A 25,701-nucleotide genomic window follows, 5' to 3' on the forward strand; every position below is an offset into this window, starting at 1 on the left:
ACGTTGGCTGACACCTCACAGCGCGAGCGCATCGCCGCCTTCGATCCGGCGTACTGGTCGCTGGCTGCCGTGTTTCTCTTCAACGGCTTCCAATTCAGCACCTGGATCAGCCGGGTTCCGGCCCTGACCGACCAGATCGGCGCAGACGTCGGGGGTATCGGCCTCGCGCTCACCATCTCGGGTGCGGGGATGCTGGTCGCCACGCCGTTCGCACCTGGCCTCTGTGGGTGGCTGGGTCTGCGACGGGCGGTCGTCGTTCCCGCGCTGATCGCCGTGCTGCTGCTGCCGGTGGCCGGGCTGACCCGGTCCGTGGTTCAGCTGTCCTGCGTCTTGTTCTTGATGAGCGCTTGCATCGCAGTAATGAACGTGGCGAGTAACCTGAGCGGTCTGGCGCTGGCCCGTCGGCTCGGCCGACAGGTGATGCCGTTCTTCTACGGGGTAGCCGGGCTCGCGGGGCTCGGTGGCGCCGCAGTGGCCTCTGTGCTGTCCGGCGCGGGGTGGTCACCCCTAGCGCACTTCTCGGCCGCCGCGGCGCTCATGGCGCCCGTGTTGCTCATCGCCTCCCGCTTCCTACCGGTCGAGGAGTCGGCGGAGCAGGACCGCACGCCTCACGTCCGGGGACTACCTGTGCGTCGTTTCGCGGGGTACGCGATCGCGGCCTTCGTGATCACCTTGGCGGAGTCCACGACGCTCGACTGGTTCGGACTGCTGCTCACCCGTGAACGCGGAGTGACGGAGGCAGCGACCGCTGCGGGCCTCGCGGTGTTCTCCCTGTCGATCGCCGGGTTGCGGTTGGTCGGCTCATGGGTCGAGGCGGCCGTGCCGGTCAGGGGCCTGCTGGTCGTCGGAGCCGCGTTGGCGGCGTCGGGGATGACCCTGCTGGCCGTCGGCCTGGTGCCCGGATCGGTGTACGTGGTCTACGTGCTGGTCGGCGCCGGACTGGCCTACCTGTACCCGGCGGTCGTCGGACAGGTCGGCAGGAACGACCCGCAGGCGGCTCGGACGAACATGGCGGTCGTAGCCTGGGCTAATTCGCTGGGTTACGCGGTCGGTCCGATCGTGGTCGGAGCGGTCGCCATGGGGTGGTCCATTCCGATCGCGATCATGATGGTCGCCGCACTGCTGATGGGCGGCGTGCTGCTCGCCGTGTCGACGGCGGTGGGGAGATCGGTGAAGTGATACACGGACCACGAACGAGCTTGCTCGACACCGCCACGGGGCGGTACCGGACCCCACGCGGACGCGTGGCGGCGATCGACCGGTTCGAACCGCGCGGAAGCGTCCTGTACTTCGCCGCACCGGAGGTGGACAACCCTCGTCTGCGCTCGCTCGAGTGCTGGGTGCTCCCACACCGGAGTCTCCGCGTCCTCCGCTGGGAACTGCTGGATCCCGCGACAGCCACCGAAGCGGATTTCGACTACTACATCGACTTCTGCCGGATCGACACCTTCCCGGGCAGGGTCGAGATGACCGATGACTACCTCGACGTGAAAGTGTGGCACGGGAAACGGCTCTCGGTGGCCGACGTGGACGAACTGCTCGCCGCGGTCGCTGCGGGGTTCATCGGGTCCGACGAAGCACAACGTGTCATCGAGTCAGCTTTCGAGGTCGCAGTGGCGGTGACCGCCGCTGGTTTCCTCGTGCCCGAGTGGCTGGCGCAGGAGGGAGGGAAGTGATTGTCGTGATGGAAATCCTCGAGAAGTTGCGGTCCATCGCCGTCGACACCGCGCGAAACGCATACGTGCCCTATTCCGAGTTCCCGGTGGGTGCGGCTGCGGCGACGTCGACCGGCGAGATCTACCGCGGGTGCAACATCGAGAACGCCTCGTTCGGCATGACGTTGTGCGCCGAGGCGTCGCTCATCGGCTCCCTCGTGAGCAACGGCGGCGAGGGGATCGAGGTGATCTCCTGCCGCACCGTGGCCGGTGTCGCCCTGGCGCCGTGCGGCCGCTGTCGACAGATGATCATGGAGATCGCCGGGCCGGCCTGCCTGGTCGATCTCGGCGAGGAGTTGGTCAGACTGGACACGCTGCTTCCCGTCGCGTTCACCGGGCGGGACATGGACATCGAGACGACGCTCAAGAACGGAAAATGGAACCCGTCCAATGGCAATTGAGTTCGAAGCAAAAGTGCTCGACGTAGATCCCGTCGCGAGCGAGCAACTGATCCTCGCCCGTGGCGGGGTCAAAGTGGGTGACCGGCTGTTGCGGCGCTTCGTCTACGACATCCAGCCGGGCGACCAGTCGCGCTGGGTGCGCCTGCGCGACACCGGTGACGAGATCACGCTGACCGTGAAAGAGATCCGGTCGGACGCCATCGGCGGAACCATCGAAACGGAAGTCGTGGTGGACGACTTCGACAAGACGAACGAACTTCTGGGTAAACTCGGATACGCGCCGAAGTCGTATCAGGAAAATCGCCGATCCAGCTTCACGCTCGACGAGGCCCGGCTTGAGATCGACCACTGGCCGCTCATTGCTCCGTATCTGGAGATCGAGGCGGATTCAGCGGAAGAGGTCAAACGCGTGGCCACAGCGCTAGGCTACGACGAATCCGAGTTGACCACTGAGAACACTGTCGCGGTGTACGCCCGCTATGGCATCGATCTCGCCACTCTCGCCGAGGTCCGGTTTGAGTGACCTGCCGCGTTTGATCGCCACCGATCTCGACGGCACCCTGCTTAACGACGATTACGCCGTGTCCGCTCGCACTCGCCGCGCATTGGAGGCGGCGGGTGCGGCGGGTATCGAAGTGCTGTTCGTTACGGCGAGGGCGCCACGTGCCGTCCATGACATCGCCGATCAAGCCGGTCACGAGGCGCACGCGGTGTGCAGTAACGGTGCCATCCTCTACGACGTGGGTACCCGGACGATCCTGCTGACCGACTTCATCGCCAAGGATCTGGTGACCCTCGTATGTCGCCGACTTTCCGAGGTGCTGCCGGGCTTGCATTTCGCCGTCGAAACGGGCCAATCCCTCCAGACGCTACCGGGCTTCGTCGTGCCTTGGAACGACGAGTGCTCAACGGTCGACCACTACACCGATTTCGGGCCTGCTGGCAAGCTCTTCGTCCGGCTGGAAGGACTTGACAACGACGCCCTCGTCGCCGTCGTGCGTGATGTGGTCGGCTCGCTGGTGACCTGCACCCACTCGGGTGGTCAGGGGTTCGTGGAACTGACCGCCGCCGGAGTCTCGAAGCTCGACGCCGTCATGGACTATTGTGCAAGCCGCGGGATCGATCGGTCGCAGGTGCTCGCCTTTGGTGACATGCCGAATGACCTTGACTTACTCGGGTGGGCGGGGGGCGCGTACGCGCCACGCAACGCACACACCAGCGTACGCGCGCTGATTCCAGTGATCGACGGCAACAATGAGGACGGGGTCGCCAAAGTCCTCGAAAACCTCTTGAGCGCCACGGACTCGACTGGATAGCGTCATTCCATTTGTCCGTGACCTGGCTTACCGGGTTGAATCAATCACGTTAATCGGACCCTGTGCGACAGATGCGGTATGTCAGGGCCTGAGTTTGGGGGGCAAGTGTCCTTCTATCGAGTTGTGGTGGTCGGGGTCGGCTATGTCGGTCTGACGACGGCGGCGTGCCTGGCCTCGCTGGGCCACCACGTGGTGTGCGCGGACATCGACGAGGCCAAGGTCGCGGCGCTGCGCGAGGGCCGGGTATCCATCCTGGAGCCGGGGCTAACCGAGCTGGTCGCCAAGGGTTTGGCGGCTGGACGGTTGGAGTTCGTGGTGGGCGCGCGGGCGGCGGTGGGGGAGGCCGAGGTGGTATTCCTGTGCCTGCCCACGCCGATGGGCGCGGGCGGCGCGGCGGACCTGTCGGCGGTGGAGGCGGTGATTGCCGAGGTGCGCGGGTTGCTGCCGCCGGGCTGCGTCCTGGTGACGAAGTCGACGGTGCCGGTGGGCACGGCGGCGCGGGTGACGGAGCTGCTGGGCCGTGGGGACGTGGCGGTGGTGTCCAATCCGGAGTTCCTGTGCGAAGGCAGCGCGGTGGATGATTTCATGCACCCGGACCGGATCGTGGTGGGTTCGGACGTGCAGCACGCCGCGGAGCGGGTCGCGGCCTTGTACGCGCGGGTGGGTGTGCCGACGGTGTTGATCGACGCGGCGTCGGCGGAGATGGTGAAGTACGCGGCGAACACGTTCCTGGCGATGAAGCTGTCTTACGTCAACGCGATGGCCGAGCTGTGCGAGCGGTTGGGCGCGGACATCGCGGACGTGGCCGAGGGGATGGGGTTCGACCACCGGATCGGGCAGTCGTTCCTGCGGCCGGGGCCGGGATGGGGCGGGTCGTGCCTGCCCAAAGACACCCATGCGCTGTTGCGGATGTCGGAGGCGGCTGGGTTCGACTTCTCGCTGTTGCGGGCCACGATCGAGACCAACGAGGGGCAGCGCGACCGGGTGGTGGAGAAGGTGCGCGCCGCGGTCGACGGCAGGCTGGACGGCGCCCGCCTGGGGCTGCTGGGGCTGGCGTTCAAGGCGGGCACCGACGATCTGCGCGACTCGCCCGCCCTGGCGGTGGCGCATCGGTTGCGGGAGGAGGGTGCGGAGTTGGTGGCGTTCGACCCGGCCGTGCCCGCGGCGGTGGTCGGTGTGACCGACGACGTGGCGGTGGTGAGTGACGCGGGGCAGGCGGTCAAGGGCGCGGACGCGGTGGTGGTGCTGACCGAGTGGCCCGAGTTCCGCAAGCTGGACTGGGCGGACATGGCTGGGCGGATGTCGGGTCGGGTCGTGGTTGACACGCGCAACGTGCTCGACCAGGACATCCTGGGCTTGGCCAACCTGAGCGTGATCGGCATCGGCCGCTAGGGCCTGTCCTCAAAGCCAGATGAGCAGCGTGGCCAGGTCGAGCATGCCTCGATAGGACACGGCGGTCTTGTCGAAGCGGGTGGCGATGGCGCGGAACTGCTTGAGCCGGTTGAAGCAGCGTTCGACCACGTTGCGGCGCTTGTAGGCAATCGGGTCGAAGGCCGGTGGGCGTCCGCCGGCCCGGCCGCGGCGGCGCCGGTTGGCCTGTTGATCGCGGCGTTCGGGGATGGTGGCCGGGATGTGGCGTCGGCGCAGGTAAGTGCGGATGGCGCGGCTGGAGTACCCCTTGTCCGCGATCACCCGGCTCGGCCTGGTCGCCGGCCGTCCCGGTCCCGGCCGGTCGAACCGGATCCCGGCCAGTACCTCCCCGATTCCGTCAGGGCCTCTGATCGTCGTCTCGACGGATCCGTCCTGCAACGCGTCGGCTGATCGACGAACTGATAATGAGAGAAAGGATCTGCGGTGATGCGAGCGGTAGTCATGGGGGGTGCGGGCTTCATCGGCTCGCACCTGGTTGACCGGCTGGTCGCCGATGGGTGGCGGGTCGTCGTGCTGGACGACCTGTCCTCCGGGCACACCGCGAACATCGCCGGGCACCTGGAGCGGCCGGGCTTCGAGTTCCACGAAGTCGACATCTGCGGCGACTGGGAGGTCGCGGGCGGGGTCGACCTGGTGCTGAACTTCGCGAGCCCGGCCTCGCCGCCACGCTACCTGCAACGGCCGTTGGAGACCTTGGACGTAGGCTCGACCGGCGTGCGGCGGGTCGCGGACTTCGCCGCTGCCAAGGGCGCGCGGTTGGTGCACGCGTCCACCAGCGAGGTCTACGGCGAGCCACAGGTGCACCCGCAGACCGAGACGTACTGGGGCAACGTCAATCCGATCGGCCCGCGCAGCGTCTACGACGAGTCCAAGCGGTTCGCCGAGGCGCTGCTGGCTGCCTACCACCGGCTGGGCCGGGTGGACGTCGGGTTGGTCCGGATCTTCAACACCTATGGGCCGCGACTGCACGCATCCGACGGGCGCGTGGTGTCGAACTTCGTGGACCAGGCGCTGCGGGGCGAGCCGCTGACCGTCTACGGGACCGGGCAGCAGACGCGCAGCTTCTGCTACGTCGACGACCTGGTCCGCGGCATCCTGGCGTTCGCCGCCGCCGGGAGCGAGTTCGGCCCGGTGAACCTGGGAAACCCGCACGAGGTCACCGTGCTGGAGCTGGCGACGTTGGTGGGCGAGCTGACCGGCACCGAGGTGAATCTGGTGCACCACGACCTGCCGGTGGATGACCCAACCCAGCGCCGGCCGGACATCACCCGGGCCAGCGAGCTGTTGGGCTGGAAGCCCGAGCACTCGCTGCGCGACGGCCTCGCGCATACCGTCGACTGGTTCCGCGAACGATCCAACAGCAACGCGGTCAAGGTCTTTGCCGAAGGCGCCAACTGCTCGGGCCACTGATCGAAGATGATGACCTTGCGGGGCTGGATCGTCGTCGACCCGGCGCGCGCACCCGCCGTGCTGGATGTGCTCATTCCAAAAAGACGGTTCACTGACCGCCCACCAGGCATGCCGCCAGTCCGTACCGTGACACAGATGAGCGCCTGGTCAAATAGGTCCGACACCAGGCGTTGGCCGTGCGATCAAACCGCGCATAAACACCTGTGGGGTGTCAAAAGTCGGCCACATGCTCTGACCTGCAGTTAGGCTGCTGCGGGTTCGTACTCGTTGATCAGGTCGCCGAGGACTGGTCGACGGCGTTGTGCCTGTCGAAAACCTCGTCCGTAGGGACTGTACAAATGTCGGCTCTGGCCCGTAGTCGGTGGTAACGGTGAGTAGCCGGTCACGGCCGTGACCTTGCGGTGGAGATCGATCCCCTTGCCGGGAAGGTGCTTTCGGACTGTCGACGCCTTTGTCATCGCAGCGCCGGGCATCGGACGGCACGGCCACAACCCGGACAGGGGACCGCGACCACTGCCCTCCGCCCCGCATCCAACGACCAGAACCGACAGTCCGGAAATGCTGTCCCGCAAGGGGGTCGGCATTCATCATAGATCACGAACCGACCGGCTACTCACCGTTACCACCGAAAGTGCACCAGAGCCGACAACTGGACAGACCCACGAGACTGCCAAGGCGATGGCCAGTCAGGGCATCAGCAAGGAGGACTACGAGCGGGCCCTGGCCGATGCCCACAAGACCAAGTGGGATGTGATCAAGGAGGTCGCCTGGGACGTCCTGAAGGAGATCTCGGGCTGGAACGACATTGTCGACTGCTTCACCAAGGGTGACATCTGGGGTTGCGCCGGCATGGTCGCGGGCTTGGTCCCGTGGGGCAAGGTCGGCAAGATCCTCGAAGCCGGCTGGAACGCCATCAAGGCCGTCGACCGACTCACTTCCATCGTCAGCAAGGCGCAGGGCGTGCTGCGCCGCGTCCAGGGCATCACCGAACGGGTGACTCAGGCTGTCACCGAGAAGTTCCAGAAGCTGGGCTCTCGCGGCGGCGACGTCGGTGAGAGTTGTGTGCTGCACAGCTTCGTCGGCGCGACCCTGGTGCTGATGGCCGACGGCTCGACCAAGCCGATCTCCGAGGTCGAGATCGGGGACGAGGTCAAGGCCACGGACCCGGCCACGGGTGAGACCACCGACCGCGAGGTCGTCGCCACCATCGTCCACAACGACGAAGGCGACATGACCAAACTGACCGTGGCCGGTGAGGACGGCACCACGGGCAGCGTGAGCGCCACCTCCTGGCACCCGGTCTGGGTCGACGCCGAAGGCCGCTTCGTCAACATCGGTGACCTCGAACCTGGCCAGCGCCTCGCCTCGGCCGACGGCGGTGGCGGCGGCGTACCGACCGTCACCGACGTTGACCGCTACACCCACTACGAACCGGTCTACGACCTCACCGTTGAGGGCGTTCACACGTACTACGTGCTGGCGGGGACCACGCCGGTCTTGGTTCACAATTGTGGCAATGCCGTCAGCGTCAAGCAGGTTAAAATGGCGGTGGGCAGGGCTGACATGAGCGTTTCCCAATACGACATAGTGCACGTTCCAGAAATTCGCACCACGGGTGATGGTATTCCTGCCTACGGGAACAGTCCTCACGACGGCAACGGGAGGCCGAATCTGGGCCCGCGAGGACGTCCGGTGATCCAAATCTCAGACATGGGGCTGGCCGACATGGACACGGCAGTGGCGACGATCTTCCACGAGGTCTACCACCATCGGATGTATGCCACTCGGCGAAGCTCCATGGGAGGCACGGAGGCCGACGCAGAGGCATACGGACAGGCTATGCTTGGTGTCTTCAGGCGGAGGACGAGTTGATGAATCGAATTACGCGCTTCACGTCCCAGGAGTTGGAGGCCCTTGGGCGGGAGCGGAACTTTCTCCGGGACCAGTCGGAATGGCTTTGTCCCGCATGTGGCGAGATTTCAGTTCGCACCTATCTCAGGAACGCGCAACACGCAGGTCGTCCTGCGGTGATCGGTTACACGTGGTGTGCTGCTTGCCGCAGGATGTCCGGCTCGACCGGTCCGCTGCCACCCGGGCTGGTCATCTCCGATCCGTGGCGAGAACTGGACAGGGCGGCGTGGGAAGAGTTCGACACGAGCCTGCCCAGGCTCTTCGCCAGGCTTGACCGGCTGTGGGAGGACGGGGTGCTGCCGCAAGGCATCAGTTGGAGCCGGCGGTAGGTCGGCGACGTTATAACCCGAGCAAGCGCAGGTCCCGCCAGGTCCGTCTTGGCGGGACCTCTCGGCCTGAACGTTCCTGATCGGCACACCGCCCCGTCGCATAACGGATCACATCAAGATGCCGCCTGCCCGCCGCGAGGCCGGCACCCCAGTAGCCGGTCCCGCAGCTCCGGTCGGCAGGTCACCAGGTCGGGGATCAGCGGGGCCAGGTTGCCGTACACCATCGACCTACCATCCAACCGGGAGCGTGCGCCCCGGCGGCCTGTGCATGCCGAAAATGTCATCCGCGCAGGTCTGGCAACGTGGTGGTACTCGTTGAGGATGCTGCCCAACCGCCGTTGTTGGCGGAGGCGATGTCGGACAGCGGATACGGGAACAATCGGTCCAGCGCTGCGGCGTTGTGCTTGGGCGGGTCGTCGCCGGACTGAGTGCGGCCTTAGCCACTTGATTTCGTGGTCAAGTGAGCAGGCTCCACCGGGATTAAGCACTTCAGCGACACGGTCATGCCTGTCGTACGGCTCGTGGATGGCGTGACCGACCCGACGTGCCCCGACGCGCTGTGCGTGACGTTCGCTCGCGTCGAGCATCATGCTGTTCCCGCACCCGCTGTCCGGCCGGTTCGACAGCGCCTTCGGCGACGACAGCGGTCGGACAGTACTCTCAACGAGCACCATCATGCTGTCTGACCTGCACGGACGACATTCTCGGCAGGCACAAGCCTTGCGGCTGGCTGGTTCACTTCTGGAGTTCAGGTGCTCTCGCGCGGCGCTACCCAGGTGGCGTTGACAGCGCCGCCCGCTACGGCAACGGGATCCGTCTCGGAACGCGGAGCCCAGGGCTGGTCGGCGCGTCCTCGGCACCGACGAGGCCGAGCTTGGCGAGCGCTCTGGCCAACCGCCGCGAGCCGTGGTCCCCGCCGCCCACGCGTCTCATCAGCGAGAAGAACCGCTGCACCTCCGCCTGCGACCCCAGCCGTGCCTCCAGCGCCACGTGCAGCGGTCGCCACCGTTGGTCGAGGTATGCGTGGATCATGACATCCTCGCCGACCACGCCCGCTAGTTGTTCCACGACGCGGACGTTGCGGTCGTAGGCGTTGCGCACAGTGGCCGCGCCGGACCACCGGCGAGCCAGCCACTCGGTGACGCCCTCGTTCCAATAGGTGCCGAGCAGGACGTTCGTGCCCGACCGCTGCGACGCCCAGTGCAGCATCTCGTGGAACACCTCGTGGTCGGTGGCTCCCGGCGGCAGGTGCAACGCCCCGCGCACGTGCACGACCAACTCCTCACGCGCCCGCGAACGCAACGGACGTTCGCGGAAGAACGCGCCGACGTCTTGCGGCGCCACACCACGTACCGGATCAAGGGCATAGGTCGCCTCGAACGACTCACGTGACGGATGCGCTCGCACGACGCTGCGACTGGGGCCCGGCCTGCGCACCGTGCGGAGGAAGCGTTCCAGCACGCGGTCCACCCGGACGTCGGCAGGCTGTCCCGCCGACGGGGCGGTGGCCTGCGTCCTAGGCACTTCTTGTTCTACCTCCTCGACCTGGTGCAGGACTTGGTCCACTTCGCGCTGGATACGCTGCCGGGAAGCGCCGGTCGACTCGAGCCCGCGGCAGCGGTCGCGAAGCCCGCGGAACACTTGCGGCGTGGACCTGACCATCCGGGCCATCCCGTACACCAGCACCAACTGGTTCACGGTGTCCCAGGCGCGCAGGAACTGCCGACCCTCCGCCGTACACCCCAGGTCGTCGCGCATCTCCCGCACGGCCAGGTCCGCCGCGCCGTACGCGAGGTCCACCGCGGCGACGAGCCTGGCCGCGCGAGACCCGGCGGCGATGACGCCGTGACCGCCCATCGCCAACGCGGCGACGTCGGCCACCGTAGCCATCTCCTGCCGGAACTGCTTGTTACGCAACGAGAACAGGTTCACTGCCGGCAGGTTGACCACGTCACCGGACCGTGCACCGACCTCCGGCTCGGCGGCGAGGAACCGCACCGCGACCAGCTGGAGCGGGTCGAGGTCCCACGTGCGTCGCCACACCCGCACCGGTCCGACAAGGGCGTCCAGGCACAGCCGCAACCGCCCCGCGGACGTCCACTCGAGCACCTCCACGTGCACCCGCTGCCGGAACCGCGCGGCCTGGGACAGAGGAGGATCGGCCCATGGGATCTCGGGCGCGTTCTCGGCCTCGACCAACGCCCGCGCCGGGTCCAGCGCGCCGAACGTCAACCGCCGGAGCTCACTGTGCAGAGCGCTGTTCTCCGTACCGTCGACCACCGCCTCCAACCGGCGCAACAGCGCCGACCCGCCCGATCGGAGCCGGGCGACGAGCGTCGGCCGGTCGGCGGTCCCGGTCGTGGCGAGTAACCGCACGATCTGCCGTTCATCGTCGTCCGCGACGACGACCCCGCCGGCGAGGTCGGAGAGCAGCCGGACCCGGTCATCCAACGGCAGCGAACGCACCTCGTCGTCATTCAGCTGGTCGATGGTGATGAGACCGCGCCGCAGCTGCTCGAGCCTCTCGGCCACGCGTTGCTCCGCCGGAACCGGCCGCCGCCGCACCCACGCCTCGATCCTCAGCAACGCCGAGACCGGGTGGTCGAACACCTGTCGCTGCGCCGCCGCGTCCAGCCGGAACAGCTGGAGCGCGTCCAGACCGGCGAGGTGCCGCTCCTGCTCATCCGCCGTCCACGAGTAGTACAGCGCGGCCGCGCGGTCCCAGGCGCCACCGGCGACCGCCGACGCCCAAGCCGACTCGCCCTGGCCTCGGCTCTGCCGCTGCACCACGGTCTCAGGCCGGCTCCCTGCCCGAATGGCGCGGGCCACGGCCCGGTTGCCCGCCGTGCGCTGCAACGAGTCCCATGCGCCCAACGGCATCCGCTGCACAGGTTGCCCGTCCTGGGTAGGGTCCAGCGCCGACCGCCCGCTGCCAGGCCACCGCCGAGTAACCACGCAGCCATGGTGCTCCGAATGCCGATGCCGCCGTACGCAATGCTGCGGATCGCATGCGACCACACGTATGCGAACCCTTATAGCCGCGCGGCCGTCGTGGGTGACTCCGGTCGTGGTTCTGCTGGTCGAGCGGGGTGATCTGGCCGGCGCGATGGGCGTATGGCGGTGTGCTTGCCGAAAATGTCATCCGCGCAGGTCAGAGAGCATGGTGGTACTTGTTGAGGGTGTCGCCAGACCGCCGTCGTCGGCGGAGGTGCTGTTGGACCGGTCGGACGGCGGGTGGGGGAACAGTTGATTCTGGGCAACATCGCGTGACTGGTCCCAGTGTGCACGAGGTCGAGGTGCTCCACCGGGAACGCTGGCGCTCGGCGGGGGAACACCCCCGCGTGCGCGGGGTCGAGGCAGATGGCAGCCGTGCCCATGGGCGCTTCGAGGTCTTGAGCTCCGCACGCCTTCCACCTGCGTGGACGAAGTTACCGGCAGGCACGAGGCGTAAGGCAAGCCGGAGCAGCACGGTCGGCCATCATGCCGCGTCAGCCGAGGGAACTGCTGAGCTGTGGCCGCACCCGGAAGTTCTTCGACCCCTCATGCTGTGCATAGCTTCAATCTGCATGGATGGAGTTGTCGGCAGGCACAGAGGCGGTGACGGCGATCTGCTGCAGCAGCCGCTGGGCCTCCCTCATCCGTCGACTACGGACCGGAGCCGCTCGTCTTGCAGTCCCGTTCCCGGTGCCGGACACCGCAACCGCGCACTGCGACTGATGGCCGCCGGTCCCGACCGTGCCTGGCGACCCCGCGAACTGGCCAACGCCTCGGGAATCCACGGCACGAAGAGCTTCGGCACGCAGATGCCCACGTGGCCGGCCGAAGGATTCCTCCGCGAAATCCGTCGCGGCACCTACGCCCTCGCCGACGTCTGGCAACCACGCGCGGAGGACTTGACGGCCCCGTCATCCCTCGACTGCGCGGCCTTGGGGCAAGTCCCTCGAGTCGCCGCGACGCGGTCCGCGATGTGGTCGATGACCACGTTGACCGCGCGGCGGTACGGGGTGGCGTCTTGCTGCACCTGGGACAGGAGCATGCCGCCCTGGATCGCGGCCAGCAGCGCGACCGCGAGCGCCGAAACGTCCTCGTCGGCTCCGAGGTCGCCGCGCTCGCGCATGCGAGTGAGCCCGGATTCGATCGCCGCCTGCCACGCGGCGAATCCCGTAGCCAGGCCGAGGCGAGCCGAGGGGTCGATGTCCGACAGCTCGCTCGCGAGCGAGCCGATCTCACACCCTCCGGCGCAGCGCACCGCGTCCAGGCGGACGGCGGCGCGTTCGCACCACTCACGCAGTGCCTCGATGCTGTCGAGGTGGTCGAGCAGGGGCCGCTGCTGTTCGAGCTTCACGGTGTTCTGGTACTCGATCACCGCCGCCGTGAGGCCCTTCTTGTCCCCGAAGTAGTGATAGATCTGCGAGGCACTCACCTGAGCACGGCGTTGCACGTCGGGGATGCTCGTGCCGGCGACGCCCTGCTTGAACATCAGCTCGGCGGCGGCGCGCAGGATGCGGTCCCTCGTGCGACGACCACCCTCGGTACTCGCTGCCTTGACCTGGGCTTCGGCACCGCGTGTCGGCATGGGAGCGAGCCTACCAAGATTGGAATTGACTTTCCAATTTCGCGATGCCTACGGTTGGAGTGTTCATTCCAAGATCGCTCCGGTGCCCGCGAAAGGTGGAGCTCATGGCCCTCAACCCCCAGATCCAGACCGTGCTAGACGGCTTGGCCGCGACCCCCGCGCCCGCGGCCAACACGCTCACCGTGGCGGAGAACCGCGCCGCCGGCCTCGCGTTCGCCTCGTTCGCCGGTGACGTCGTCCCGGTTCGCGAGGTTCGCGACACGACCTTCCGCAACGGCGACCACGACGTCCCGATCCGCATCTACACGCCCGAGACGATCCCGACGAGCTCGCCCGCTCCGGTGACGGTGTTCTTCCACGGCGGCGGCTGGGTGTTCGGCGACCTCGACACCCAGGACCACTTCGCCAGGGTCGTCGCGACGCGCTCGAAGACCATCGTCTTCTCCGTCGGCTACCGGCTGGCGCCGGAGCACCGGTTCCCGGCAGCCGTCGAGGACACCTACGCGGCGCTGCGCTGGGTTGAGCGGAAAGCGAGCACCTTCGGCGGCGATTCGAAGCGCATCGCCCTGTTCGGAGAGAGCGCGGGAGGCAACCTCGCCGCCGTCACCGCACAGGAAGCGAAGCGACGCGGCGGACCCGCCGTCACCTTCCAAGCCCTCGCCTACCCTGCAACCGACCGCTTCGACGACAGCGCATCGATGTACGACCACGCCGCCGGCCCCCTGTTGACGTGGCCTTGGCTCGAGTGGTTCTGGGGCGCCTACCTGAACACCCCCGACGAGGGCGCCGACCCCCGCGTCTCCCCGCTGCGCGCGGGAGACCTCACCGGGCTCCCGGCCACGTTCATCGTCACCGCCGAACTCGACCCACTGCGCGACCAGGGCATCCGGTACGCGGACGCCCTCCGCGAGGCCGGGGTGCCGGTGACGCACCGACCGGTCGAAGGGGTGCCCCACGCATTCCTGTGCTTCACCCGCGACGTCCAGGTCTCGCGTGAAGTGCTGGACGAGATCGGCGACGCCATCGGCGCGGCCTTCGCGTGACGGCCGGCCAACGGTTCGCCGAGGCGCCCGCCGCGGAGCCGATGCCGAGTGGAGCGCCGACCGGCACACCGCGACCACGAGCCACACGACCAGAAACCCGGGCACGTTCGTCACCGTCGTCGAGGCGAGTGGCAGGGTCGAGGTGCTGCGCACCGACCGCCGCGACCGCAGATTGCGCGGCAAGAGCGACACCATCGACGCCGAGAACGCCGCCCGCGCCGTGCTCAACAACACCGCCACCGCAGTACCCAAGACCAACGACGGCACGGTCGAGATGCTGCGTCAGATCAAGGTCGCCAAGGACGTCGCGGTCAAGGCCCGCACCTCCGCCATGATCACCCTCAAAGCCGTGCTCGTTACCGCCGACCCCGAACTGCGCGAACAACTCCAACCACTGACGAAGACGGCGCTGATCCACCGCCGCGCCGGCCTGCGTCCCGGCACGGTCGACAGCGTCACCTCAGCGACCAAACACACCCTGCGCGCCATCGCCCGCCGGTGGCAGCACCTCGACGAGGAGATCAAGGCCCACGAGGCGTTGCCGGGCGAACTCACCACCCGGCTGGTGCCACAGCCGGTCGACGCGTTCGGCATCGGCGCCGACACCGCCTCCGAGATGCTCATCGTCGCCGGCGACAACATCGACCGCGTCCGCTCCGAACCGGCCTGGGCGCGGCTGTGCGGCGTCGCCCCGGTCCCGGCGTCCTCCGGCATGACCCACCATCGTCTACGTCGCCCGACGAACCACAGTAGGAGCGTCTGTGACTGTCGCGGAGGAACCGTGGGACAGCGCGGATGGCCTCCGGCTGCGCCGCGCTATGCAAACCGAGTTGGCCGCCCGGTACGACATGCCCGACCGGGAGACCGAGCCGACCACCGCCGAAACGATCAGCGTGTTCCTCATCGCGCGCGACGCGGGAGGCGACGCGACGGGCTGTGGCGCGCTGCGCCTGCTGGGCGACGGCGGGGCCGAGATCAAACGGATGTACGTGATCCCGGAGGCCCGCGGCACCGGCGTGGCGACCCGCGTCCTGCGTGCGCTGGAGGACCACGCCCGACGGCACGGGACCGGCTCGGTGGTGCTGTCGGCCGGCGTGGAGCAGCCCGATGCGATCCGGTTCTACGAGCGTGAGAGCTATCAGCCGATCGACGGTTGCGGGCCGTACTTCGGCGAACCGCCGGCCAGGTGCCTCACCCTTGAACTCGGCTGAACGAGGCACCCGCCGAGCCGGACCGGCCGGGGGCCGCTCGGAGCCGGAGGCGGGTGCCCCGACGTCGTCAGGTTGGGGAACCTATTCGGAGAACATGGTGAACGAGCGCATCTTGTCGAAGCGCTTGGCCGCGAGGTCCTCGAAGCTGATCAGGAAGCATCCGTAGTGAACGTCGCTCTGCGTGTAGAACTGGGCGAGTGGCACCCACTCCCGGATCAACCGGTGCTCCTCCGCCTGGATCAGGGGAAAATTCCACGTCTCCGCACGGTCGAGGCCCGCTTCAGGTCGGTTCTTGAGGTTCGCCACCGCCATCTGGTGCCACGGGCCGTCGCTACCGCCTATCTCCATGCAATGCCCGCCGATGCGGAGCGTGGACATGCGGCGGCCAGGCCCCGGCCAGAGGCTGTCGACGATTTCACACAGTTGGTCGAAGTGCTTCAAGTCGTTGAACAGCTGCCTCACGTAGCCCGGCTGGAGTTCCATGTCGGACTCGTCGGTTTCCTCCATCCACTCCGGCAGATCCGCCTCGACCCACGCGGAAAGCTCGTACTCGGGAATGAGGAGCGGCATGCCGTAGACGTCCATCCCGTCGAGCTCGGGCGGCAACGGCGCCACCACCGTCTCCGCGCCCGCCGGGACGTACAGAAGCCGCGCGTACTCCGGCTGCTCGTCGGGGCTGAAAGGCTCCAGTGAATCTTCCTCGTACTGCAGGAACAGGAGGAGGGAGCCGTCCGTCGGCAGGGGAAGCCCTTCGACCCGCGGAAGGGCCGCGCAGTCGACGGAGGCGATGAACGGCAACGCGTACCCGTTCCCGTCGGTGGGCCATTCCGTGCCCACCGGCAACCGGGGCAGCCCTCCGGCCTGTCCGACGACCTCCTGGTCGGAGCCCGCGCCGCCCAGCCAGACCGCGAATCGGAGCTGATCCGCGAACTTGCTGATCTCGTCGTTCGGGATACCCTGGCTGGTCGCCGCTTGGCGGAATTGCTCGTAACGGTTCGTGGTCGCATCGTCGTACATCGATGAGAGCGCTCTCTTGGTGGGATCCGCATGGGGATCGTTTTCCTGCCCTGCGGCAGGCGACAGCTTTCTTCGGGAAGGACGGACTTCGGCGGACGGCAGTGCCTCCTCGCGGGGAACGTCCGCCAGGGATCAGGGTCCGAGGTGATCGGTGTTGTTTTCGGTCATGTCAGCGGTCGGGCAGGAGTCGGCCGGTGGCGATGGTGAAGCCGATTGCCGCTCCGCCCCCGGCCCGGTTCCCGGCGAAGGTGGTTCCGTCGTGCGCTTCGGCGATGCCGGCCACGATGGCCAGGCCGAGACCTGAACCGGGTAGTGACCGCGAGGTGTCCGCGCGGTAGAACCGGTCGAAGATCCTGCCGAGGTCGTTGGTGCCGAGTCCGGGTCCGCGGTCCGACACGGTGATCGTGCCCGCGCGAACCTCGACGCCGATCGGGGCGGTGCCGTCGGTGTCGAACTTCGCGGCGTTCTCCAGCAGGTTGCCGACGGCGCGTTCCAGGGCGAGGCGCTGTCCGCGCACCCGCGTCCGGTCGGCGTCGACGGTGATCTCGCGTTCGGTCCGGCGCCGTGCCCGTGCGGCCGCGTTGCGGACGACTTCGGCGAGCTCGACTTCGGCCTCCTCCTCATCGGTCCCTCTCGCGAGTGCCAGGGTGATCAGTTCGTTGACGAGGTGGGAGAGCTCCCTGGTCTCTCCTTCGACGTCGGCGAGCAGGCGCGCGCGGGACTCCGGCGGGAGCTGGTGGAGGCGGTGCAGGACGTGGGCGTTGGTGCGCAGGCTCGTGAGGGGCGTGCGGAGCTCGTGCGCTATGTCCTGGATCAGTCGTTCCTGCGCCTCCCGTGCGTCCGCGAGCCTGCGCAGCATGGTGTTGAACGACGACGACAGCCGAGCCACCTCGTCCCGCCCCTCCACCGGGACCTCACCGGCACCCGGTCCGGTGGCGCTGACGTCCTCGGCGATCGCGGTCAGCCGCACCAGCCGCCGGGTGATCCGGCGGGCCAGCACCCAGCCGAGGCCCGCGGCGACCGCGGTCACGAGCAGGGTGAGCACGGTGATCTCCTTGGCCATGCCGCTCATCACCTGCCGCGACTGGTTGACGTCGATGCCGACCTGCACCGCACCGGCACCGTCTCCCAGCGAGGTGGTCAGCACCCGGTAGGTGTCGTGCTCCACGATCACCTCCGCGGTGTTCGTGGAGCCACGGGCGGATCCGGTGGCGAGGGCGCGGTCGGCCTCGCTGACCGGGAAGACCACAGCCCGTCCGCCGAGCGGTGTGACGCCACCGTCCGGCTCGATGCGCTGTGCGGTCAGCGGCGGGGGCTGCTCCTGTCCCGCGTCGCCGACGACATCGCCGTCCGGGTGGTGCAGTACCCCGTGATGCCCGTCGATGATCGCGGCGGAGGCGGTGTGCAGGCCGCGGTTCACCTCACCGATCACGCGTTCGACCGCGGAGCGGAAGGCGAGCACGCCGACCACCCCGGCGGTGAGTGCGACGACGAGGGCGAAGGCGAGTGCGAGCCGGGTTCCGAGGTTCACGGCTGCCGCACCGCGTAGCCGATGCCGCGCACCGTGTGGATCACGGACGAGGCGCCCGCCGCCGCCAGCTTGCGGCGCAGGTAGCCGACGTAGACCGCGAGGTTCTTCGAGTCACCGCCGAAGTCGAAGCCCCAGATCCGGTCGTAGATCGACGTGTGGTCGAGCACGACCCCCTCGTTGCGCATGAGCAGCTCCAGCAGGTCGAACTCGGTCTTGCTGAGGTTCAGCTCGGTCGTGGCCCACCACGCGCGCCGACTGGCCGGATCGAGCCGCAGCGCCCCGACGGACAGGGCACGATCCCCGGTGCCCTCCGCCGGGACGGCCCTGCGCAGCAAGGCCCGCAGGCGTGCCAGGAGCTCGTCGAGCTCGAAGGGTTTGGGCAGGTAGTCGTCGGCGCCGGCGTCGAGGCCCGCGACCCGGTCGGAGGTCTCGACCCGTGCCGTGAGCATCAGCACCGGCACCCGATCACCTTCCGCTCGCAGGAGCCGGACGACGCCGAGCCCGTCGAGCTCGGGCATCAGCACGTCCAGGATGAGGACGTCGAACCTCTGCCGGCGGACCCGGGTCACCGCCTTCACCCCGTCGTCGACGTCGACGACGGAATAGCCCTCGAGCTCCAGCGCACGGACAAGCGACTCACGAATCGCGCGGTCGTCATCGGCGATCAATACGGTGCACGTCACCCGGTTCCCCTCTCCCGACTCGGCCACTGCGGATGATTCTCGCGGAGCGACACACCGCGCCGCACAAAAGTTCACCCTGAGAAGGGTAGGAACTCGGTGAGAATCCACCGGTGAGGAGCCCTTCGCCGTTGCCGCCGGGTGAGGACGATTCTTACATTCGGTCACGAGCGAGCACTTTCCCGCGGTCCGCGGGTGCCGCACCCCCTCACCCAAGGAGTTTCGTGGATACCACCATGAGCACTCACGCCCCGCCGGGCACGCCACCGCACACGCGGTGGAACCCGCGGCTCGTCGGGCAGATCGCCGCGTTGCTCCTGGCGAACGTCACGGCGGACTCGGTGATCGTCATGCCCCTGTTCGTCCTGCCTCAGATGCTCGACCACTTCGACACCACCCAGGCGGCGTGGATCGGCTCCACCGCGATGCTCGCGGGGGCGATGTGGGCGCCGCTGTTCGGCAGGAGCGCCGACATCCACGGCAAACGCCGGATGCTGGCGGTCGCGTTGCTCGTCGCCTGCGGTGGTGCCGTGGTCTGCCTCGTCGCGCCCAACCTCTGGATCTTCGTGCTGGGGCGAATGCTGCAGGGCGCCGCGGTGGCGGCGGTGTTCCTGACCGTCTCGCTCGTCCGCGACCTGTGCGCACCGCGGATCGCGATGCCCGCGGTCGGTGCGGTGACCACCTGCGCTGGAGTGGTGGGCATCGCCCTGACCTCCAGCGTCGAATCGCTCGTGGCGGAGTTCGGGTTCCAGGTGGTGTTCGTGGCCTCGGCGCTGTCCGCGACCGTCGCGGTGACCTGCATCCGCGCCTTCGTCCCGGAATCGGAGGTGAGGACACCGGGACGGGTCGACGTCAGGGGAACGCTCCTGCTCGGCGGAGGCGTCATCGCGGTGCTCGGCTACATCAGCCTCGGATCGGACATCGGCTGGCTCAGCGCGGGCGCGCTCGCGCTGCTCGCCGCCGGCGTCGCGGCGTTGACCCGGTGGTACCTCGTCCCGAGCCGGGCTCCCGAGTCGGTGATCGACCTCAGGAACCTCGGCAGGCCGATGGTGCTCACACTGCTCGTGGTCGTGCTCGCCACCGGTGCGGGGCAGAGCATGGACCAGCTGCTCAGTCTCATCGCCCAGGTCTCGCCGGACCAAGGGCTCGGCTACGGGCTCGACGCCCAGGGCTCGCTCGCGCTGCTGTTCGGCCTGCCCGCCATCGGGATCATGGCGGGAGGACTGCTCTCGGGCCGGCTCGCGGCCCGTACCGACCCCGCCGTGGCTCTGGCCGCAGGCGTCCTGGTGGGCACCGTGGGAGCCCTCGGCATGTTCCTCGGCGCGTCCTCGTTCCCCGTCGCCGTCTTTTTCGTCCTCTTCCTGAACCTGAGCATGGGATCGCTGCTGGCCTCCGGGTTCAACATGGCGGCCGTCCTCACGGCGCCGCACCGCCAGGGCGCGACCGCGAGCATGGTCTCGGTCACGAGCGCGATCGGGTCGGTGGGGGTGAGCTTCGCCGGTGCGGCAGTCCTCTCCGGCACGAGGGTCACGGTCGACGGCAGAACGGTCAACTCCGCCACGGGCGTGTACAGCTACATCGCAACCTCAGCTGGGCTGTTCGTGATCGCCGCTGTGCTCGCCCTCCTGCTGCTCGCTCAGCGGCGCGCCGAGCAGCCACGGCACTGAGTGACGTGCTCGAGCTGGTGGAGGGCAGGCGGAGCCTGCTCACGGGTGGCCTGATGCTGTCACTGGTCCGACCTCCTACCTGCATGTCGTGTCGGCAGGTGGACTCGACCCGGTCACCGACGTGATCGGTGACGACGTGTTCGTGCACAACGGCACCGGGTGGCTGGGGGCTGCTCCTCCGTCGCCGGCCGCGGTGAGCGGCCTGCTGGTGTGGAGTCTGCGCCACGGCGCCGGGCCGGCGAGGTGGCTGATCGCCATCGCCGCCGACACGTTCCCGCCGGACGCCAACGGTGCGGCGCGTTTCGCCCAGAGCCTCGCCACCGGCCTGGCCGAAAACGGTCGTGATGGCTTCTGCCCGCCGTGGCGGGTCTCCCGCGAGGCCGACGAGCTGCTCGGCGCCTACGCCCGCGCCGACCTGTTCGTCATGTCCGGTGTCGCCGAGTCGCAGGGCCCCGCCACGATGGGGGCGGTGGCCGCGGGCAAGCCGGTGATCGCCGCGAACGCCGTGGCCCCGCCGCCCTCGTGCGCCCCGGCCGGAACGGCCGGCTGTTCGAGCCGGGAGACGTGAACCAGCCGGCCCGGCGCCTGCACACGCTCGTGCACCACGTGCCGATGCGCGCCCGCACGCAGCGGAACCACCTCCCACCACGCGCTCGCTACGACGCTGGAGCGGTTCGACGCCCTGTACGCACGGGCGATGGGCCGCACGGCGCCCGTGAGCACTCCCGCGCCCCGATCTTTCGGGCCTCCCTGGCCCGAGTCACTTCAATCCAGTTGAGGAGTTCCCTTGTCCAACACCGACCCAAGCCACCCGGACGCGAAGATCCTGTCAGTCCACCAACGTCTCGCCACATCCGGCGCCCGCAGCGCACACGTGTTCCGAACCGACCGCGGACTGCATCTCGTCGTTCCCCAGTTGGCTGAGGACGTACCAGGACGGGCGCCGGACATGAACGGTGGCAACGCCGACGTCGACGCGCTCCTCTACCGCTGGGAGGAAGAGCGGTTCGTCGAGGTGAACCGCCTGCCCTGCCCGAGCGGCGAGGACGCGCTGAGCTTCCGCAGCGGAGGGAGGAACTACCTGGCGTTCGCCAACCTCCGCACCGGGAAAGGTCCCTATGAGACCGACGTCAACTCGCTCATCTACCGCGAGGACGAAGACGGGGAGTGGGTCGTGGACGAGGCGCTGCCCACCTTCGGCGCCAAGCAGTGGCACCACTTCTCGATCGACGACCGCGAATTCCTGGCGCTGGCCCAGGGCCTGACCATGCCCGGCCTCACGCCCAAGGGCCACGGACGTTCGGTCATCTTCGAGCGCATCGACGGGCGGTGGAAGGAGTTCCAGGTCCTGGGAGGGCGATGGGGCTACAACTGGACCGACTTCCAGGTCGGCGGACGCCACTTCCTGGCTTATGCCGACCAGGTCACGCCAAGTGTCGTCTACCGCTGGGACGGGGACTCCTTCATCCCTTACCAGACTTTCGCGGAGACGTCCGGACGGAGCTTCCGGCACTTCTCGCAGGACGGCGGGGACTGGCTCGCCTTCGCGTGCATCAGCGGTGACTCGACGCTCTACCGCTGGAACGGCGAGCTCTTCGAGCCGCACCAGTTGCTCGGCGGCCCCGGAGGCCGCGAGTTCGCACTCTTCCGCCACCACGACGACCTGTTCCTCGTCCGGATCTGCTTCGTCCGCGGAAAGCCTCCCGTCGCCAAGACCGATCTGATGTCGCAGCTGTACAGGTGGGACGACGGGAAGTTCGAAGTGATCGAGGAGTTCCCCACCTTCGGCGGCACCGACGCGAGCTTCTTCGAGGCCGACGGCAGAACCTTCCTGGTCGTCGCCAACAGCCTCACCCCGGACGTGCGGTTCCGCCAGGACAGCATCGTCTACGAGCTCTCACTCGACAACGCCTGACCCGTAACGACAAGGAGAATCCGATGCGCTACCAACCCAACCCGCACTTCATGCGGCTGTTCGAGATGTTCACCTCCGCCCCGGACAGCATCGGCCAGAACCTGCAACAGCGACTGGGCGAGGCCCATTCCGACTCGCCGTTGCTGCTGGCGACGGGCACCGACCTGGTGCTGTTCCCCGGCGGCGGACGCCCGCCCACGTCGGTCGACATCAGGAAGGGCACCAAGGGGTTCTTCGAGATCACCGCGGTCTCGCACCTCGGCCTCGCGATCCCCTACCTGGCCCGGCTGCGCGAGCTCGGCGACCTCGGCTGCAAGACGGCCGCCAGGGAGCTGATCGCGCAATGTCGCGTCGTGCAGGACTTCAACAGCGTCTCTTACTGGCGTGACGAGGTCGCGGTCACCGCGTGGCGGGGGCACGAGGAGAAGATCACCGATCTGGTCGACTACACCTGTGCGACCACCGCGGACTACCTGGAACGCGCGGTCGAGAACCCGAAGCTCCTGAACTTCGAGTACATGCGCGCGAACCTGCTCGAAGGCGACGGGGCGGACGCGGTAGCCGTGCCGTTCAACGACATGATGGCGGCGACCTTCGCCCTCTCGGCACTGGACTCGCTGCACCGGAGCCTGAAGTGGCTTCACGAGCAGTCCATCGACTGGGCCCGGCTGATGGTGATCGTCGCCGGTCGTGCCGGACGCCCGAGCGCCGGCCTGACCTGGCAGACCAACAACGTGTGCCCGCTGCTCTACGAAGCGTCGAACCACGAGCTCGATCCGGCCAGGCTCATCATCGCCCCAACCGCCCCGGCCATCGAACTCGAGCAGCTCACCGACAACGAGGCCAGCGCTCGCGCCGAGGCGCAGTACCGCAGGTTCTGGTACGGCTGCTTGTCGTCGGTGGAGATGAGCCGCCTCATGTGGCCGGGCTACCCGGCTTTCCGGAAGGGGATCGACCAGACGCCCGTGGTCGACTCCGACACGGAGGTGGTCGACGCCATGCCGCGTGTCCGGTCGGTCCACGACAAACGAGCCATCGTCACCAGGCTTCGCTACGTCATGGAAGACCCCGGCGCGCAGATCGCGACCGCCGGTATGCAGTTCGTGCTCGACCAGTTGAGCGTCAACGGGAACCGCCCCGAGCTCGTCGAGATCCCGGGTTTCACCTACACCACCTACCCGGTCGGGTCGCGGAGGTAGGACCCGCCCGCGCCGGTGCGGATCGGGCCTCACCCGGTCCGCACCGGCGTGTTGCCGGTCGGCTCGCCTTCGGTGTCCACTTCCGGTGGTTGCCGAGAAGTGGATGACCAACGCGTTCGCCGTGCTCGACGAGGTCCTGCTCCAGTCGGCGGTTCTCCCGCCGCAGCCCGACCAGCTCCTCGCGCTCGTCGCCGGTCAACCCGTCGGTGCGGGTCCACGATCTCGGCCTTGGACTCCGGGGTGAACGACCGCCGAGGCCGCCGCTTCTTCCCGCCCAAGGACTCCATGATGGGACATCCTTCCGGGGACCGGTGTCCCCTGATCCCGGATGATCCTCCCCTGGTTGTTCGGAGTCGGGTTGCTGGATGATCACTCATTTCAGTAGCCGGAGGACAGCACACGATGCCCGGGCGGTACCCACCCGAGTTCCGTCGCAAGGTGCTCGACCTGGTCGCTGATGTCGAGGTCCGCCGCGACCTGGGCGACGCGGCAGACCTCGACATCAGCGACCAGACCACCTACGCCTGGCGCCGCCAGGAGCTCGTCGACACCGGACAGATGCCCGGAACGACCAGCACCGACAACGCCGAGCTGGTCGCCGCGCGTCGAGGGATCGCCGAACTCGAGGCCGAGGTCGCCGTCCACCGCCGTGCCGCCGAACTGCTCAAGGAGGGCAGCACCCCACAAGACGGTACGAGGCGGTCACGGTGATCGCCGCCGAGGGCCGGTCGATCCAGCTCGCCTGCCGCGTGCTCGGGGTGTCGGAATCCGGCTTCTACGACTGGCGAGGGCGTGCGCCCTCGCCGCAGGCGGTCCGACAGGTCTGGCTCGTCGACCTGATCCGCCAAATCCACGTGGAGTCGTTCCAGGTTTGCGGCGCGCCGCGGGGCATGCCGAGCCCACCCTCGGCCGCGGGATCACCGTCGGGCACAACACCATCGCGCTTCTCATGCGCCGCAACGCCAATCAAAGGGCTGCCCAACCGCCGTCGGCCGCGCCCGAAGCACGACACGCCCACCTCGGCGGACCTGGTCGACCGCGACTTCGCCCGCGCCGCGCCGAACCAGTTGCGGGTCACCGACATCACCGAACACCCCACACGTGAAGGAAAGGTGTACCGCGCGGTCGTGCTCGACGTGCACTCCCGCCGCGTCGTCGGGTGGTCGATCGACTCCAGCCAGACCGCCGCCCTGGCCACCAACGCGCTCGGCATGGCGATCTCCAACCGGTCCCCGCTGTCGGACACGGTGATCCACTCCGACCACGGAGTCCAATTCCCATCATGGTCTTTCACCAGACGGGGACTGTAAGACGAGCGGCTCTGGCACACTTTCGGTGGTCACGGTGAGTAGCCGGTCGGTTCGTGATCCTGTGATGGATGCCGATCCCCTCGCGGGGACGGCATTTCCGGGCTGTCGGTTCCGGTCGTCGGGTGCGTGGCGGAGGGCGGTGGTCGCGGTACGTGTCCCGGTTGTGGCCGTGCCGTCCGGTGCCCGGGGCTGCGATGACGAAGGCGTCGACAGTTCGGAAATACCGTCCCGGCAAGGGGGTCGATCTCCGCCGCAAGGTTACGGCCGCGACCGGCTACTCACCGTGACCACCGAAAGTGCGCCAGAGTCGCTCGTTTGACAGACCCCCACCAGATTGGGAACGACTTGGTCATGGAGGCATCTCAGTGGTGGCCGTGGCTGACGAGGGCATCGCCGGTCTCCTGCCGGGCACCGGTTCTCGTCGAAACCGCTCCGGAAGTCCAAGCGGTGTTTCCGGCGTACCGATTGGCACGACGGCATCGGTCGAGGTCGTGCGATTCCTTCCGCCCGCTCCGCGGTGCGGGGGTTCTGGACAGGCGGCGCGCCGGCGCCTCCCGGTCGGGGGCTACACCCCTGTGGCAGCCGTCTCGGCGGCCTCGATCGCCGACTTGAAGTCGGGGGCGGCTCCGATCTGGGCGAGCATCACGCTCGTCGCGTTGTAGCAGTTGAACCTCGCGATCTTCCCCTCACGGAGGTACCAGAGGTCCGCCGCCGGCATGTCGATGCGCCTACCGGTCGGGCGGATGTCGCCGATCGGGGTCGGGAACCCGCCGAGGTGCGTTCCCTGGATTCGCAGTTCGACGGCAACGACATCGCCGAGCGCGCGGACTTCGAGCAGTTCGCGGTGGATGTCGGGAAAAATGCCGGCGAGGCCCGTCAACGCCTGAGGGATCTGGTCCCCGCGGAAGGTCTGGGAATTCGGCACGTCGTTGAACGTCCCGTCCTCGGTGAACAAGGCGCGAAAACCGGCTCCGTCGAGGACGTTCCCTTCCGCCAGCCGGTACGCCTCGCGGACGATCTCTTCGTTGCTCTTCACTTC

Annotated in this window: 22 protein-coding genes and 2 pseudogenes; 17 read left to right on the plus strand and 7 right to left on the minus strand. The window is 68.1% G+C overall.

Annotated elements, in window-relative coordinates; genetic code table 11:
* The first annotated feature begins 3 nt into the window (after positions 1-3).
* The 6 genes from EKG83_RS09840 (at position 4) to EKG83_RS09865 (ending at position 4,824) form a co-directional block, all read left to right on the plus strand.
* Complete coding sequence (locus EKG83_RS09840) at positions 4-1,179, plus strand: MFS transporter (RefSeq protein WP_033433667.1); 1,176 nt, start codon at positions 4-6, stop codon at positions 1,177-1,179.
* 65 nt (positions 1,180-1,244) lie between these two features.
* Positions 1,245-1,676: a DUF402 domain-containing protein gene (locus EKG83_RS09845; protein ID WP_051766530.1), complete on the plus strand. Its 432-nt coding sequence runs from the start codon at positions 1,245-1,247 to the stop codon at positions 1,674-1,676.
* Positions 1,673-2,116 (plus strand): cytidine deaminase, encoded by a 444-nt coding sequence (locus EKG83_RS09850; RefSeq protein ID WP_063741422.1) that lies wholly within the window; start codon positions 1,673-1,675, stop codon positions 2,114-2,116. The genes EKG83_RS09845 and EKG83_RS09850 overlap by 4 nt, the downstream gene beginning before the upstream one ends.
* On the plus strand, positions 2,106-2,639 hold the full coding sequence (locus tag EKG83_RS09855; protein WP_033433668.1) for a class IV adenylate cyclase: 534 nt from the start codon (positions 2,106-2,108) through the stop codon (positions 2,637-2,639). Before EKG83_RS09850 ends, EKG83_RS09855 begins: the two co-directional genes overlap by 11 nt.
* Entirely contained in the window at positions 2,632-3,432 is an 801-nt protein-coding gene (locus tag EKG83_RS09860) for an HAD family hydrolase (protein ID WP_170191916.1), read from the plus strand. Before EKG83_RS09855 ends, EKG83_RS09860 begins: the two co-directional genes overlap by 8 nt.
* A 78-nt stretch (positions 3,433-3,510) precedes the next feature.
* On the plus strand, positions 3,511-4,824 hold the full coding sequence (locus EKG83_RS09865; RefSeq protein WP_051766531.1) for a UDP-glucose dehydrogenase family protein: 1,314 nt from the start codon (positions 3,511-3,513) through the stop codon (positions 4,822-4,824).
* Between the two features lie 9 nt (positions 4,825-4,833).
* Here EKG83_RS09865 and EKG83_RS09870 read toward each other — a convergent pair.
* A pseudogene (locus tag EKG83_RS09870) lies at positions 4,834-5,190 on the minus strand (transposase); the annotation flags it as partial.
* 99 nt (positions 5,191-5,289) lie between these two features.
* On the opposite strand from EKG83_RS09870, the gene EKG83_RS09875 reads away from it, so the two are divergent.
* Together EKG83_RS09875 and EKG83_RS09880 are read left to right on the plus strand one after the other, a co-directional pair.
* Entirely contained in the window at positions 5,290-6,273 is a 984-nt protein-coding gene (locus tag EKG83_RS09875) for a UDP-glucuronic acid decarboxylase family protein (protein WP_033433670.1), read from the plus strand.
* Positions 6,274-6,831: 558 nt separating this feature from the next.
* The gene (locus tag EKG83_RS09880) at positions 6,832-8,145 is read left to right on the plus strand and encodes a Hint domain-containing protein (protein WP_084716869.1); all 1,314 of its coding nucleotides are present in this window, start codon (positions 6,832-6,834) and stop codon (positions 8,143-8,145) included.
* A gap of 1,166 nt (positions 8,146-9,311) precedes the next feature.
* Here EKG83_RS09880 and EKG83_RS09885 read toward each other — a convergent pair.
* Positions 9,312-11,303: a hypothetical protein gene (locus EKG83_RS09885; RefSeq protein ID WP_153277975.1), complete on the minus strand. Its 1,992-nt coding sequence runs from the start codon at positions 11,301-11,303 to the stop codon at positions 9,312-9,314.
* A 1,063-nt stretch (positions 11,304-12,366) separates the two neighbouring features.
* On the minus strand, positions 12,367-13,089 hold the full coding sequence (locus EKG83_RS09890; protein ID WP_084716870.1) for a TetR/AcrR family transcriptional regulator: 723 nt from the start codon (positions 13,087-13,089) through the stop codon (positions 12,367-12,369).
* Between the two features lie 182 nt (positions 13,090-13,271).
* Between EKG83_RS09890 and EKG83_RS09895 the strand changes: the two genes are divergently transcribed.
* The 3 genes and pseudogenes from EKG83_RS09895 (at position 13,272) to EKG83_RS09905 (ending at position 15,343) form a co-directional block, all read left to right on the plus strand.
* Positions 13,272-14,132, plus strand: a complete 861-nt coding sequence (locus tag EKG83_RS09895; protein ID WP_228122547.1) for an alpha/beta hydrolase — start codon at positions 13,272-13,274, stop codon at positions 14,130-14,132.
* Positions 14,133-14,748: 616 nt separating this feature from the next.
* A pseudogene (locus EKG83_RS49540) lies at positions 14,749-14,814 on the plus strand (hypothetical protein); the annotation flags it as partial.
* Between the two features lie 79 nt (positions 14,815-14,893).
* Positions 14,894-15,343 carry a GNAT family N-acetyltransferase gene (locus EKG83_RS09905; protein WP_033435210.1) on the plus strand — a complete coding sequence of 150 codons (450 nt, stop codon included), beginning with the start codon at positions 14,894-14,896 and terminating at the stop codon, positions 15,341-15,343.
* An 81-nt stretch (positions 15,344-15,424) separates the two neighbouring features.
* On the opposite strand, the gene EKG83_RS09910 is transcribed toward EKG83_RS09905, so the two are convergent.
* From EKG83_RS09910 to EKG83_RS09920, 3 genes are all read right to left on the minus strand, one after another.
* Entirely contained in the window at positions 15,425-16,360 is a 936-nt protein-coding gene (locus EKG83_RS09910; protein WP_051766917.1) for a DUF1963 domain-containing protein, read from the minus strand.
* A gap of 169 nt (positions 16,361-16,529) precedes the next feature.
* Positions 16,530-17,891: a sensor histidine kinase gene (locus EKG83_RS09915; RefSeq protein ID WP_033435209.1), complete on the minus strand. Its 1,362-nt coding sequence runs from the start codon at positions 17,889-17,891 to the stop codon at positions 16,530-16,532.
* Positions 17,888-18,574 (minus strand): response regulator transcription factor, encoded by a 687-nt coding sequence (locus EKG83_RS09920; RefSeq protein WP_033435208.1) that lies wholly within the window; start codon positions 18,572-18,574, stop codon positions 17,888-17,890. Before EKG83_RS09920 ends, EKG83_RS09915 begins: the two co-directional genes overlap by 4 nt.
* A gap of 221 nt (positions 18,575-18,795) precedes the next feature.
* Here EKG83_RS09920 and EKG83_RS09925 point away from each other — a divergent pair, with 221 nt between their 5' ends.
* From EKG83_RS09925 to EKG83_RS09950, 6 genes are all read left to right on the plus strand, one after another.
* Positions 18,796-20,238, plus strand: coding sequence for an MFS transporter (locus EKG83_RS09925; protein ID WP_228122549.1), 1,443 nt, complete (start codon positions 18,796-18,798; stop codon positions 20,236-20,238).
* 88 nt (positions 20,239-20,326) lie between these two features.
* Positions 20,327-20,806: a hypothetical protein gene (locus EKG83_RS09930; protein ID WP_153277976.1), complete on the plus strand. Its 480-nt coding sequence runs from the start codon at positions 20,327-20,329 to the stop codon at positions 20,804-20,806.
* A gap of 219 nt (positions 20,807-21,025) precedes the next feature.
* Positions 21,026-22,153, plus strand: a complete 1,128-nt coding sequence (locus EKG83_RS09935) for a hypothetical protein (RefSeq protein ID WP_063741522.1) — start codon at positions 21,026-21,028, stop codon at positions 22,151-22,153.
* Positions 22,154-22,176: 23 nt separating this feature from the next.
* Positions 22,177-23,352, plus strand: a complete 1,176-nt coding sequence (locus EKG83_RS09940; RefSeq protein WP_051766915.1) for a DUF5624 domain-containing protein — start codon at positions 22,177-22,179, stop codon at positions 23,350-23,352.
* Between the two features lie 402 nt (positions 23,353-23,754).
* A complete protein-coding gene (locus EKG83_RS09945) occupies positions 23,755-24,063 on the plus strand; it encodes a transposase (RefSeq protein WP_033435206.1) in 309 nt (102 codons plus the stop codon).
* Entirely contained in the window at positions 24,060-24,662 is a 603-nt protein-coding gene (locus tag EKG83_RS09950; RefSeq protein WP_051766914.1) for a DDE-type integrase/transposase/recombinase, read from the plus strand. Before EKG83_RS09945 ends, EKG83_RS09950 begins: the two co-directional genes overlap by 4 nt.
* Positions 24,663-25,227: 565 nt before the next feature.
* On the opposite strand, the gene EKG83_RS09955 is transcribed toward EKG83_RS09950, so the two are convergent.
* Positions 25,228-25,698: a nuclear transport factor 2 family protein gene (locus tag EKG83_RS09955; protein WP_033435205.1), complete on the minus strand. Its 471-nt coding sequence runs from the start codon at positions 25,696-25,698 to the stop codon at positions 25,228-25,230.
* Between the last annotated feature and the right edge of the window lie 3 nt (positions 25,699-25,701).

It is taken from the genome of Saccharothrix syringae, from assembly GCF_009498035.1.
Classification (GTDB): Bacteria; Actinomycetota; Actinomycetes; order Mycobacteriales; family Pseudonocardiaceae; genus Actinosynnema; species Actinosynnema syringae.